Here is a 13198-nt window from a genome sequence, read left to right on the forward strand (position 1 = left end):
CCCTCAGAACGATCACCGACACCGCGCTCGGGCTCGCCGGCGGAGCCACCGTTGCGCTCGCCTACTTGTTCGGCCAGGGGCGCCATCCCCGGGGCCAGGGATGCGGGAATGACCAGCATCTGGCGTAAGCCGGAGGACCGGCTCCACACCGGCCCGGCGGGTCTGTCCAATCAACGGCTGATCTTGGTTGTTGAGGTTCAGAGGCTGGTGGTGGGGGTGAGGCGGCCCTCGAAGGCGATCTGGAAGGCGTTCAGCGGTGGTGGCAGAGCGCAGTCGGTGCGGATCGGCGGGAGTACGGCCTGGACGGAGGACACGAGTGGTGGCGGGCGCCACGCCGAGTGCTCTGGGAGGGCCGGAACGGACCCCAGCGGACGCACCCCGGCAGCCGTGGCCTCTCTGACTCTGCTGACGGTATGCCTGCAGACGCCTGCCGAACTGCTGCGCACCGGCCCGGAAAGTGTCGGCCGGTACCTGGCCGGTCACCGTGGAGGAAAGGCTGGGTTGGGGCATGTCGACGAGGAGGCTGAGGATGTACGGCTTGGCGGCGCCGTTCCCCAGGCCGATGTCTTCGAGATGGCCGGCATGGGGTCGGGGCGGAGGCAGATCGTGGCGAGCCCGTGGCCGTGGACGGTGTAGTCGAAGCGTTGGGGTTGGTGTAGCCAGGGATGCGGTCCTCGTTGGGGAGGGTGGGGGCGGCGCCGAGGTAGGTGGTGTGGGCGGGCTGAAGGGTAGGCAGACCGGGGAAGTTGGGGGGTGTAGGGGGCCAGTTGGTGGGGCCGCCGGGGAGCTGGATCTGGAGGTGGGCGCCGGTGGGGACGGGCTGAGGGAGCCAGGTGCCATTCCACCACCACAGGTTGTCGCGGTGTTGTTGGGTGAAGAGGTAAGGACGCTCGCGGGGGCCGGGGTCTGCCGGGACCTGTGCGGCGGGCGGTCGCACGGGGGTGTAGAGGACGGGGTCGTGAGCCGGGGCGGCTTGTGCTCCTGCGGCGGCCGGTCACATACCGGGGACGTCGTGCTGGGCGTCCTCGGATCATGACGGCCTGCCGCGCCCCTGCCTTGGTCCGTTTCGGAGTGTGCCCAGGCGCGGCGCGGCAGGAGGCGGTATCACATGTGCGTACGGCCTCCCCGGGCGTTTCCCAGTCTCCTCCTCATGCGCTGAGTTCCGCCCGACGGCATGTGGGACACACGACGCGCCGGGCGGGGACCTCGCTGGTCGACTTGCCCAGTCCCGCCTCTTTGCGCATCTGTTGTGTCTCCACGTGCAGGTGGCTTGCACACAGCGCCACTCCGCATTCGCGGCACACTGCCACTGCTGAGGTGGAACGGTGGAGCGAGTGGCACTCGTAGCATTCCATCGCTGACCAGATCCCTTCGCCGCCGTTGCTTCGCCCTTCCCCGGGGGCGACTGGCCATTTAGCCCAGTACTGTTTTATCCATTTGTCATGGTTTCACTTGGCTTGGGAAGAATCGGTCGGCGCGCTGAGCAGCGGGCTGACCGGTCGAGGAGACGGGCGCCGTGCGTGGCGGTCTGCACGATGTATCGCTGACCGGGGTTGGTGGGGGCGTGGCCGGTGAGCTATCGGACGTGGGCGTCCGGCAGAGATACCAGGCCGGTGATTGCTGCACGGTCCTGCCTTTGGATGGCACTCACCAGGTTCGGCATGGGGCGTGTGGTCTGCCTGGGGGAAGCCCGCGGCCGCTGCCCCCCCGCCCGCCGCCAAGACCGTCCCACGGCCGTCTCCCTTCCGGTTCCTGCGCCCGGCGAGGATGACGCCACGGTCTCAGCTCACGGGGACGGCGAGCTGGGCCGACCGCGGGCGTGCGGGAAGTGCACGGTGAGCCGGGTTCGCCACGGCTGGCCTTCGGTGGGGAGTTTTCCCCCTGCGTGCCTGCCCTGCACGGTGCCCCGTTGCACAGGCCACGTTCGGGCCAGGGGCTTTCACTGCGGTGCCGGGTCCTTCGGTGGCGTCCCTGGCGGGGTGTCGGCGATGACCACGGCGTATGTGCCGGCCCCGAGCAGGGCGTCGCCGGAAACTTCCACGCCTGCGCCGATGAGTCGGCGGAGGTGTCCGTCGGTGGTGTCGAACTCGATGTCCAGTAGGGGTCCGAGTTGTTGCCCCGACGCGGTCAGCAGCTGCTTGCCGAGCGGATCGGGGGCGTCGGCGGCCGTGGTGGAAGCGGTACGGTCGGCGGCCGGTGAGACGATGACGGCATCGGGGCCGAAGGCACGGATGTCCTCCCAGGCCAGGAGGCGCACATCCTCTTGCGGCTTCAGCCTCAGCGCGGCAATCCGGGCGGGCTCGGTGGCCAGGACGCAGCCGGTCACGGTGCCGACGGTCTCAGCGGTCGTGGCGTCCACTACCTTGCGTCCCTTGGCCTGTGCGAACATCATCAGCGGTTCTCTTCCAGCCGGGTGCTCAGTCGGTGTGCGGCTTCGGCGAGGCCGGCGAGGTCACCGGCCGTGTACTGCATCGCCACGCCGGGCACGACCACCGTCTCGCCGGACGCGGCGGTGTGCCCGGGAACCGGCAACAGCAGCCGCTTCCGCCTCTTCCAGACGGAGCGGGACTGCTCGATCTCATACCCCATCACGCGGGCCCGCGCGTCGTCTCCAAGCTCGATGATCACGTCAGTGATGCGCCCGAGGGCAACCCCCTCGTCGGAGATGACCTGTGCCCCGACCACATTCCCGCCTCCGGCGCCTGTCGCGGCCTTGGTGGGGTTGTCCGCGGTGAGCGCGTTCTCGTCGCGGACCATCACCGCATCTGGCCCCAGTGCGTACACGTCCTGCCACGCCAGAACCTGACGGAGCGGCCCGGAGAGCAGACGGCGCCCGCTGAGGGTGAAACCGCGGACGGTGTCGTCTTCGGCCCCGAAGACGACATCCTTGACCTGGGCGATGTCGTCGCCTTTGAGAGTCACCACCGGCCGTCCGGTCACCGCCCGGGCGGACATCAGAGTGCTCATAGCAGCCGCCGCCTCTTCCTGCGACCGGAGCGACTCCGCGTGACGATGACGCCACCACTGCGCCGCCGTGCCTGTACCACCAGCGCGGTGACGACGGCCAGGAGTATCACGGCCACGGCGAGTACCGCCCACATCCACCCGTCCACGGCCACACCTCCACTTCGGTTGCGCGGTCCTCACAGGCGCTACTCTTCAGCCTCCACCGCCTCCACACCTCTGTCCACCAACACCGGCGTGTCCCGCTCCCCGACGCGCGGTCGGTACTGCGCAGTCCTCTCGGAGCACCGGGACCATGTCCGCCACGGGCCGCGTCCGGGTGCTGCGGGCCGGTGTCGGGGATCCGCTCGGCAGGTCCGTCCTGTCGGTCGATGCCGTTGGTGTCGGGGATATCGGGGGTGTCGTCGGCGTTCGTGTTGGCGATCTCCTCTTCGTACAGTCGGCGGTACTTGGTGTTCCGCATTTTCAGCAGTAGGGAGGCCAGGAGGGCGGAGATCAGGGATCCGACGAGGACGGCGGCCTTGATGTATTCGGCGTTCGCCGGGTCGGGGTAGGCGAGTTCGCCGATCAGCAGGGAGACGGTGAATCCGACGCCGGCCAGCATGGCCACGGCGATCACGTCCGCCCAGGCCAGGCCGGCGCCGAGGCGGGCGCGGGCGAAGCGGACGGCGAGGTAGCAGCCGCCGAAGACGCCCAGCACTTTGCCCGCGGCCAGCCCGAGGGCCACTCCCAGGGGTTCCGGCCGGCTGAAGACCTGGCCCAGTGTGTCGCCGGACACCGTGACTCCGGCCGCGAACAGGGCGAAGAGGGGGACGGCCACCCCGGCCGAGATGGGGCGGGCCAGGTGTGCGATCTGCTCTACCGGGCGTCTGCCGTGCTCTCCGTCCTTGGCCGCCCGCAGCAGTAGTCCCATGGCGACGCCGGCCACGGTGGCGTGGACCCCGCTGGCGTAGGTCAGGCCCCAGATGATCAGTGCGAGGGGTAGGTACCAGTACCAGCCGTGTACACGCCGTTGGTCGTGCAGGTGGAAGAAGAGCGCCAGCCCGAGGATGGCGCCGATGAGTGCGGGCAGGTGGATGGTCGAGGTGTAGAAGAGGGCGATGACGACGATGGCGCCGAGGTCGTCGACAACCGCCAGCGTCAGCAGGAAGGCGCGCAGTGAGGCGGGGAGATGGGTGTCGATGACCGCGAGGATGCCCAGTGCGAAGGCGATGTCGGTGGCCATGGGGACGGCCCAGCCGTTCCAGGTGCCGCCCATGGTGGTGGAGACCACGCCGTAGACGACCGCGGGTATGGCCATGCCGCAGACAGCTGCGACCACGGGCAGGATCGCCGTTCCGGGGTGGCGGAGTTCTCCGACGACCAGTTCGCGTTTGAGTTCGGCGCCGGCGACGAAGAAGAAGATCGTCAGCAGTCCGTCTGCTGTCCAGTGCGCCACGGATAGGTCGAGGCCCAGCGCCTTGATGCCGAAGTGGAAGTCCCGTACGGATGCGTAGGCGTCGCTCGCCGGGGTGTTGGCCCACACCAGTGCCGCGGCCGCGGCGACGAGCAGCACAATGCCACCCACGGTCTCTGTCCGCAGCGCATCCGTCACAACGGTCCGCTCCGGCCACGGGAGACGGCCGAGGAAGGTGCGGGGCTTGCGGTTCGCTGAGCGCATCCGGCTGGCCTCTCGTTGCTCGCGGGCGGGCGGCTGGGGTCTAACGGCGACGAGTGGCTCCTCACGCGGCCTGGAGGAGGTACTGCAACAGTCGTGTGGCGGTCACCACGCCGATCAGCTGCCCCTGATCCGGGCCGCTGGGTTCGACGACCGCGACGAGGGGCGTGCGCAGGCGGGCCATGAGTTCTGCGATCTCCACGGCTGTGCTGTCGGGACCGGTGGTGGGGAGGTACGGCCTGCCCAGCGGCAGGCAGTCGGCCACGCTCCGGCCCCTCAGCGCGCGGCACAGGCGGTCGGCATGGGGTTCGTCGATCACTTCGGCCAGCAGGGGATCCTCCTGTACGTAGCCGGGGACCAGCGTCCTGACCAGGTCGGAGGCGGGCAGGATGGCGTACGGCCGTCCGGTCGGGCCGACCACCAGGACGCCGGGCAGGCGCTGGTCCACCAGCAGCCGGACCGCCTCGACCGCGTCGGCGTCGCTCCTGATCGAGCTGTACGGCTCGGCGAGATCACGTGCGCGCATGGAGCCCAACCTCCAGGTGTTCCGTCAACGAGCGGGGGTTCGGGACTCCCGTGCGGGGCAGCAGGATCTGGCGATCGCCGGGATCGGCCACGGGGCTCCGGGCAAGCACGGACGGGGCTGGGGCGGATCCTTGGGGCCTGCCCGGGTTGCCGTCGCCGGGGGGCGGCTTGGTGAAGATGCCGACGAGGATCATGCCGATCAAGGCCAGCACGCCGAGGACTATGGCGACCGTCCACCGCCAGTCCCGGGGCTTATGTTTCTCGCCGGTGCGGTCGTCGGCTCCGCCCCATCCGTGGCCGGTGGCGCGGGCGGGGGACCGGCCGGCGTCCCGGCCGTCCGCCCCGACCGCGAACTGGTCGTTCAGCGCCTCCATCCGCGCGGTTAGCTCGGGGTCGTCCAGGGCCAGGTGCCGCTCCATCTCCCGGAGGATGCGCCGGTCGTCCTTCGAGGGCTTGGTCATGGTCACCACCTCGCTCCGGTGTTCAGGGCTGCGGTGCCTGGCCCACCGGGGCGGCGGGCTGGGCCTGGGGCGTGCGGAGCATGTCGACGAGGCGGAGGACCTCCATCGGCAGCGGGAAGATCAGCGTGGAGCTCCGGTCGGAGGAGACCTCTGCCATGGTGGACAGGATCCGCAGGTGCATGGCCGCGGGATGGGCCTCCAGCCACTCCGCCGCGTTCGCGAGGGTTTCGGCGGCCTCGAACTCGCCCTTGGCGTGGATGACCTTGGCCCGCCGGTCGCGCTCCGCCTCGGCCTGGCGTGCCATGGCGCGCCGCATGGGTTCGGGCAGTTCGACGTCCTTGACTTCGACCAGGGTGACCTTGACGCCCCAGGGATTGGTCACGGTGTCGATGATCTGCTGCAGTCGCTGGTTGATCTCGTCCCGGTTGATCAGCAGTTCGTCCAGATCGACCTGGCCGAGGATGCTGCGCAGGGTGGTCTGTGCGATCTGCGAGGTGCCCTTGATGTGGTCCTCGATGGCCACGACCGAGCGGTTGGGGTCGACGACGTTGAAGTAGGTCACGGCGTTGACCCGTACGGTGACGTTGTCCTTGGTGATGACGTCCTGCGGCGGGATGTCCATGGTGACCGTGCGCAGCGAGACGCGGAACATGCGGTCGACCAGCGGGATGATGAAGAACAGCCCCGGTCCCTTGGCTCCGATGAGCCGCCCGAGGCGGAAGATCACACCACGCTCGTACTCGGGCACGATCTTCACGGCGGCCATCAGCAGCAGAAGCAGAACCGCGACGGCGAAAACGATGCCCAGGACTCCGGCACTCATGATCATTCCTCCTGTTCGGTGCCCTGCGCCCGGCGGGGCTCGGCGCTTTCGACGATCAGCACAAGGCCGTCACGGTCGACGACGCGGACGTGCTGACCTTCGGTGAGGGGGATGTCGTGCCCGCGGACCGTCCACCACGCGCCGTCGAGCAGCACCTGACCGATGGCGCCGTCGGCATGGCGGACCACGGCCTCGCTGCCCAGCAGCCCTTCGTAACCCGTGGTGGCCGGGGCCCGACGGGCACGCCAGGCCAGCCGCCCGGCCAGGACGGAGCCACCGCCGACTACCACGGCGGCCGGCCAGAGCACGGCGGGATCCACGCCCAGCTCACCGCGGAACAGCAGCACTCCGGCGAAGGCCAGGCAGACGGTTCCCCCGGCAGCGAAGACACCGACCCCCGGGGTGAGTACTTCAGCGACGAACAGCGCGGCAGCCAGGGCAAGGAGCAGCAGACCCCCCACGTTGAAGGGCAGCACGCTCAGTGCGACGAACCCGAGGACGAGCAGGATGGCGCCGATGACGCCGCCGAGGCCCATGCCGGGGCTGGCCAGCTCGTAGATCACGGCCAGGGTGCCGATCGACAGGAACACAAACGCCAACTCGGGACTGGCCAGCAGCTGCCGCACTCCGCCGAAGAAACCCAGCTCGTGCTCCACCACCTGAGCACCGGCCGTACGGAGGACGACCTCATGCTGCTCCCCGGCCGGTCCGACGACGACCTTCCGACCGTCCACCTCGCTCAGCAGCGCCTGCCGGGACGAAGCCACCAGGTCGACCACGTCCATCCGCACCGCCTCCTGGTCGGAGATCGCCGTACCCTCCCGCACCATGTCGCGGGCGAAATCGGTGTTCCGGCCGCGCTGCTCGGCGATCGAGACGGCGAAGGTGACCGCGTCGTTGACCACCTTCTCGCTCGCCTCCTCCCCCTGACCGGTGACCGGGGTGCCGGCGCCGATGTGGGTGCCCGGCGCCATCGCGGCGACGTGCGCCGACATTGCGAGGTACACGCCGGCCGACGCCGCACGCGCCCCGGACGGGGTGACGAAGACGATGACCGGCACCGGTGAGCCGAGGAAGTCCTGGACGATCTCCCGGGTGGACTTCAGCAGACCGCCCGGAGTGTCCATCTCCACGAGCAGCGCCGCGTGGCCCTCGCGCTCGGCAGTGCGGAGCCCTTCCTCCAGGTGATCGGCAACGACGGGGGTGATGGTGCCGTCGATCCGCGTCACCAGCACGGTCGGCTGCTGCACCGCGCCCGCAGCAGGAGCGGCGAGTAGGCACGCCAGCACCACCAGGAGGACCTGGGTGAATCTCCGCAGCAGTGAGGCGGGGCAGCTTCGGGGCATGATGTTGCATCCCCTTCGGCCCTGGTACAGCGTTCTTTCCGTGGCGCGACGTTCGATTTGAACGTTTTACCCAGGGCTTACCCCTGGGGGACTTTCGGACTCCCTGCGGAGGTGGCAAGGGGGGGGCCGTTTCGAGGCGACCTTTTTGCCGCACTCCGGCAAAATGTCCTCATGACGACGGGACACCGTGCCCCGCATTCTCCGCCTGCCACCCCAAGGGCGACGGGGCTGCCTCCCAGTACCGCAGTCCCCGTAGGCGAGGAGGAGAGCGCGCTGCGGCCCGCCGACCTCGACCGCTATCTGGGGCAGCTTGCACGGGTGTCCGTCACACGGCGCCCTCTCCCGGACGGGTACCTCGACGACATACGGCAGCTGGCGGCCACCGCGGCGGCCCGGGGAACGGCCCTGCGGCCCCTGGTCGCCGCGCTCCTCAACCCGGCCTGCCGAGCCTGGCCGGACCTGCCCGGCACCCTCCAGGCGCAGGACCTCCCCGAACTCCATGACGTCGCCTCGGCCCTCATGCGGGCGATCAGCGAGACGACCGTGGCCCTGACCGAGGGGTACGAGACCGCGCACCGCGCAGCCATCCGCGGCGAAGAGGCCACCCGACGGGAGTTCGTCGACGACCTCCTCGAAGGCCCCGCCAACCTCGGCCGGCTCGCCGAACGCGCCGAGCACTTCGGACTCCGGCTGGTCGGCCCGCACACCGTCGCCGTCGCGCGAGCAGCCGATCCGTTCGGCGCGGGCGACCCCGCGACCCGCTACGTCGAAGAAGCACTGACCGCCCGGTTCAGCTCACGAGACGTACTGATCACCACCAAGGACGCCCTGCTGGTGTGCGTTGCGCCCAGCACTGTGCCCGAGGTCCCTCACCACTTCGCCAGCGCCGTGTGCCACGCGGTCGGAGCGCAGTACACCGTCGCCATCAGCCGTCCACGCCCCGGCCCCGGCGGCATCGTCCGCTCCTACCATGAGGCCCGCAGCACCCTCGACCTCGCCACCCGGCTGCACCTGACCGCCCCGGTCGTCGACACCTCCGACGTACTGGTCTTCCAGGTCCTCGGCAGAGACCACGCGGCCATTACCGACCTGGTGGCCACCGTCCTCGGCGGACTGCAAGCAGCACGCGGCGGCCCCCGGACACTCCTGGACACCCTCACCACGTACTTCGCCAGCGGCTGCCTGAACGCCGTGACGGCCCGCCGCCTGGGGCTGAGCGTCCGCACCATCGGCTACCGGCTCGGCCGCATCCGGCAACTGACCGGCCACGATCCCACCGACCCCGACCAGCGCTACATCCTGCAGACCGCCGCACTCGGCGCCCAGCTCCTGGACTGGCCCGCACGCCCCCTCCAACCCACCGACTGATCTCCTCCGCGCGGCGGTACGCCAGCCGGGCCCGGGACCGGGGTGCGACGCAGAATCTTCCCGCCCATCTGAACGACGCCGCCTGCTTGCCTACGGCCGCGGGCCCGCGGGCCCGCGGGCACCCCCTGGCGCCGCTGGCCGCGGCCAGGGTCGGTTGTGGCTAACGGGCGTGCTGGGGCGGCTGGTTGACGCTGACCACGCTGCACTGCCCGGACGGTGACCCCAAACTGTCCGCACCGCTGATGAGTCTGACCTACTCCGTGCCGGTGACCGCCGCGATACTGGTGGCCTCCGCCGGGGCCCATTTCTCGAACTGGCCACCGACACGCAGGGCACGGCTGGGGTGAGTGTCGTTGTCTGGGAAGATCCTTGGCCCGTCGTAACGTCGACTCTGGTCTCGGTTGCCCCACTTCTCCCTCCAGCTGCCGGGTCCCTTACCTGCGGTGTTTCCCGGGCGCATGTCGATTCCGCAGGTGAGCGCTCCTAGGCCCCGGCTCGTTAACGTCGTCACTCCGGACGAGCCGGGGCCGTAGGGAGGACCTGGCGGATGCGCCCGTGCGAGTGTGTTGTCAGCGCGAGCATCGGGGGTAGTGGGTAGCAGAGGCGAGCACGGCATGGGGCCATGTGGCAAGGCGGAGGTAAAGGCCGCGTGTACGAGAGCGATGACATGAATGTTCCCGCCCCCGGTCTCCAGCCCTGCGGTTTGTGCGGCAAGCTGCTTTCCTCGAGCCCGCAGTACTTCTGCCTGGTGTCGGACTCCTCCGCCATCCATCCCCACGACCCGGGCCAGGATGGACAGCGCCTGGTGGCGGCCTGCTGCGCCGGGCACCTGAGCGAACTACAGGAGCGATACCGCCGACGTCCTTTCACCAGGGAAGAACTCTGGGCCGGCAAGATCGCCCGTGCCCTGCGCGCGCAGCCACGCCTCGATGAAGAGCTGCTGGTCACCGCTACCGGTCTGAATTTCATTCAGGTCGCAAGTTCCCTGTCCTGGGAGGTTGAACACTTCCTGCGGCGGGGGGCCTCACCGGGCAATGGGTCGTGGTCAGCGGGCAACGGTGACACCGACGACGCTGCCGGAGCGTGCTGACTAAGAGCATGGCATGGGGCACGAAGAGGAGTTCCGGGAAGTCGTCGCATGGCCGTGCGCGGAGCCTTTCGTGCGACTGGCGACGGGTGAAGGCGAGACCTGCTGCGGCGACGGACTTCTGGGACCTCGCCACTCTCAGCGTCAGCGTTGCGACTGGGCTGTGGCGGCGCGGCGACGCGGGTCAGGCGCGCAGTCGGCAGACCGCGCAGCGTACGGACCTGTCAGCGCAACGGCCAGCGACTCATCGACAGGGATGGCGCGAGCACGACGGCCGCGACCAGGCGGTCCCGCCGCGGCGCGGCGTGCCGGACGGAGGGGACCGTGATCGCCGCTGCCGCCACCGCCTTGTGGCCGGTGAGCCACCAGCCCGACGAGCAGCTCGCCACCCTCCAATTAGGTGAATTAAGCAAGGAATCGGCATCCGAAAGGCAAAACCCAGGCAACCTGGATCCTGGCTCCAACTACCAGAGGAAATAGGGTTCTTTATGTATCGCCTTGCCGCCGTTCTCGGGTCCACCGTACTTCTGGGCGCCGTTGCCGCTCCAGCACAGGCTGCTCCACCTAAGCAGATCGTCAAGCAGGCGTTCCCCGTCAAGACGGGGCAGTGGGGTGCGAAGGGAAAGGGCACGGCACGCTGCCCCGAGGACTCTTCGGTCGTCGGCGGCGGATTCGATTCGGGGCACTTGCGGTTGTTCGCGTGGACCAGCCGTCCGACAGATGACGGCAAGGGCTGGACCGTGCGAGTTTCCGCTCGCGGTGAGTGGTCGTCGTCGACCAGGACAGCCACGGTGTATGCCGTGTGTGAGTTCGAATAGCGGTAGCGCTCTCTGCCGGCGGCTGTACGGGCTGCCTGGTCGCTCCCCTTGGGAAGGTATGGCTGAAGGTGAGTACGGAGTATGCAAAGTCGAACTTCGTCATCGGGCGAGCTGCCGCCGCCCGTACTCCATGCCCCTTTGACGATTCATCGCTTGGCGCTCGTGCGCGGTTTCAATATCCGTCGCCGGCTCCACACGAAAGCCCCAGGCCATTTACCCGGGGCTTGGAGACGGCGTCGCCTCCCGCCTGGTGGCCGAGGCCATGTGCTGCTTCAGGGCCGCGCGAAGGTGTTTCGGAGCTCGCTCAGGCCAACCATCTTGAGACGAGGGAGTCCCGATGCCGGGCCTTGAGGACACCGGACTCTGGAACTGAGTTCCGTCAGCCGCCGATGACGTACTGCAATGTCGAGCTCGTAACTCGGCAAACCACCGCAGGGCGGTCTGTGTTGAAGGTCGGCCGAGCCATGCCGGACTTAACTGGCGCTGTCAGCCGTCTTGGGTCAGAGATGACGCTGTGCCCCCTCAGCTGAGTTCCGCGAATGCCTCCACCGCCTGGGTCCTGCCGGTGACGATGATGACGTCGCCTGTGACCACCACGGTCTCTGCTGTGGCGTAGGTGAATGCCTCACCCGCACGCTTGATGCCGACGACCGTCACCCCGTATTTGGACCGGACGTGGCTCTCGCCAAGTGGCAGGCCGGTGATGGCCTCGGGAGCGACCGTCTTCACCAGCGCGTAGTCGTCGTCGAACGGGATGAAGTCCAGCATCCGGCCGGTCACCAGGTGGGCGACGCGCTCGCCCATATCGTGTTCGGGGAGGACGACGTGGTGGGTGCCGAGCCGTTCCAGGATCTGGCCGTGCTGTCGGCTGACGGCTTTGGCCCAGATGTTCGGTACCTCCGCTTCCAGCAGATTGGAGGTGATCAGGATGCTCGCCTCGATGTCGGTGCCGATGCCGACGACCGCGCTGGTGAAGTCCGTGACTCCCAGCTGCCGTAGGACCTCGGGGTCGGTGCAGTCGGCGACGGCGGCATGCGTGTGGCTGTCGCTGTACTTCTGGACGAGGTGGGCGTCGGTGTCGATCCCCAGAACGTCCCAGCCGCGGCTCATCAGTTCGTTGGCGAGCGAGATGCCGAACCGGCCGAGGCCGATGACGGCGACGCGCCGGTCCCCGGTGGGCCTGCCGTACTGGGGGGCGAGCCGCTTGCGACAGCGCCGACGCAGGGAGTGCAGGTAGCGCCCCAGCACCGCGGCGTGGGGCTCGCCGCGCACCTCGGCGAGCATGGCGGCGGCCAGTACGGCGAATGTGCCGACCTTGATGCCGCCGGCGGTACCCGCGCTGCCACCGCCGATGAACATCAGCATGCAGGTGACCAGCAGCGTCGAGGCGTGCATCGCCCCGACGTCCAGGGCGTTGAAGCCGGCGGTGCGGCTCATCGCGGAGTGGAAGAAGCCGTTGAGCAGTTTCTCGATCCAGTCGAAAGACCCCAGGGTGGCTGTGTTCTCCCACTCCAGCAGGCTGGTCAGTGACATGCCGACAACCAGCAGGGCCGCCGTGGTGACCAGCGTGAGTTTGGTGTGCAGCGACCAGGTCCGCCGTCCCGTCGTCCGTCGGCGGGTGCGGTGGCGCAGCAGTTCCAGCAGCACGGGGAAGCCGAGGCCGCCGAGGATGACCGCCACCGCGATCGGCAGAGTCACCCAGGGGTCCTGCGCGTACCCGGTCAGGCTGTCCGCGTGCAGCCCGAACCCGGCGTTGTTGAACGCCGACACCGCGTGGAAGAAGCCCAGATACGCGGCGTCGCCGATGGAGTTGCCGTAGCCGTAGCGGAAGCGCAGCGAGAGGAAGGCGCCCACCGCCAGCTCCACGATCAGCGTGGACCCCGCGACCCCGAGCAAGACCCGGCGCACGTCCCCGATCCCCAGGCTCTTGGTCTCCGCTTGCGCGGTGAGCTGCATGCGCAGCCCCAGCTTCCCGGATGCCAGTAGAGCCAGCAGCGACGCCAGGGTCATGATGCCGAATCCACCGACCTGGATCAGGGCGAGGATCACGCCCTCGCCGAAGCCGCTCCAGTACGTACCGGTGTCCACCACGACCAGGCCGGTCACGCACACCGCCGAGGTGGAGGTGAACAGCGCAGTGACCACGTTC

Annotated in this window: 13 protein-coding genes; 3 read left to right on the forward strand and 10 right to left on the reverse strand. The window is 69.0% G+C overall.

Features of this window, described 5'->3' with window-relative positions; translation table 11 throughout:
• Positions 1-108: 108 nt before the first annotated feature.
• Positions 109-636: a hypothetical protein gene (locus AZE13_RS37610; protein ID WP_066939614.1), complete on the forward strand. Its 528-nt coding sequence runs from the start codon at positions 109-111 to the stop codon at positions 634-636.
• Positions 637-1148: 512 nt separating this feature from the next.
• Here AZE13_RS37610 and AZE13_RS34785 read toward each other — a convergent pair.
• The 8 genes from AZE13_RS34785 to AZE13_RS31280 all read right to left on the reverse strand — a co-directional run bounded on the left by AZE13_RS34785 (position 1149) and on the right by AZE13_RS31280 (position 7776).
• Positions 1149-1355, reverse strand: a complete 207-nt coding sequence (locus tag AZE13_RS34785; protein WP_079124567.1) for a DUF2180 family protein — start codon at positions 1353-1355, stop codon at positions 1149-1151.
• 584 nt (positions 1356-1939) lie between these two features.
• Positions 1940-2392: a hypothetical protein gene (locus tag AZE13_RS31250; RefSeq protein WP_066939617.1), complete on the reverse strand. Its 453-nt coding sequence runs from the start codon at positions 2390-2392 to the stop codon at positions 1940-1942.
• Positions 2392-2967 carry a PRC-barrel domain-containing protein gene (locus AZE13_RS31255; protein ID WP_066939620.1) on the reverse strand — a complete coding sequence of 192 codons (576 nt, stop codon included), beginning with the start codon at positions 2965-2967 and terminating at the stop codon, positions 2392-2394. Before AZE13_RS31255 ends, AZE13_RS31250 begins: the two co-directional genes overlap by 1 nt.
• Positions 2968-3073: 106 nt before the next feature.
• Entirely contained in the window at positions 3074-4624 is a 1551-nt protein-coding gene (nhaA, locus tag AZE13_RS31260; RefSeq protein WP_079124568.1) for a Na+/H+ antiporter NhaA, read from the reverse strand.
• A 61-nt stretch (positions 4625-4685) separates the two neighbouring features.
• Positions 4686-5147 (reverse strand): CBS domain-containing protein, encoded by a 462-nt coding sequence (locus tag AZE13_RS31265; RefSeq protein WP_066939623.1) that lies wholly within the window; start codon positions 5145-5147, stop codon positions 4686-4688.
• Positions 5134-5607, reverse strand: a complete 474-nt coding sequence (locus AZE13_RS31270) for a DUF3040 domain-containing protein (protein ID WP_107288546.1) — start codon at positions 5605-5607, stop codon at positions 5134-5136. The genes AZE13_RS31265 and AZE13_RS31270 overlap by 14 nt, the downstream gene beginning before the upstream one ends.
• 22 nt (positions 5608-5629) lie before the next feature.
• The gene (locus AZE13_RS31275; protein WP_066939628.1) at positions 5630-6430 is read right to left on the reverse strand and encodes a slipin family protein; all 801 of its coding nucleotides are present in this window, start codon (positions 6428-6430) and stop codon (positions 5630-5632) included.
• Positions 6431-6432: 2 nt separating this feature from the next.
• Entirely contained in the window at positions 6433-7776 is a 1344-nt protein-coding gene (locus AZE13_RS31280; protein WP_066939631.1) for an NfeD family protein, read from the reverse strand.
• Positions 7777-7947: 171 nt separating this feature from the next.
• On the opposite strand from AZE13_RS31280, the gene AZE13_RS31285 reads away from it, so the two are divergent.
• Positions 7948-9144, forward strand: a complete 1197-nt coding sequence (locus AZE13_RS31285) for a PucR family transcriptional regulator (protein ID WP_079124569.1) — start codon at positions 7948-7950, stop codon at positions 9142-9144.
• Between the two features lie 649 nt (positions 9145-9793).
• Positions 9794-10234: a hypothetical protein gene (locus tag AZE13_RS31290; protein ID WP_147264775.1), complete on the forward strand. Its 441-nt coding sequence runs from the start codon at positions 9794-9796 to the stop codon at positions 10232-10234.
• Positions 10235-10455: 221 nt separating this feature from the next.
• Here the strand turns inward: AZE13_RS31290 and AZE13_RS37270 are convergent, their stop codons facing one another.
• Positions 10456-10620: a hypothetical protein gene (locus AZE13_RS37270; protein ID WP_181690509.1), complete on the reverse strand. Its 165-nt coding sequence runs from the start codon at positions 10618-10620 to the stop codon at positions 10456-10458.
• A gap of 951 nt (positions 10621-11571) precedes the next feature.
• Positions 11572-13198, reverse strand: a 1627-nt coding sequence (locus AZE13_RS38595; RefSeq protein WP_258528112.1) for a potassium transporter TrkG, incomplete at its 5' end; no start/stop codon positions are given.

It is taken from the genome of Streptomyces sp. NBRC 110611 (assembly GCF_001590865.1).
GTDB lineage: Bacteria > Actinomycetota > Actinomycetes > Streptomycetales > Streptomycetaceae > Streptomyces.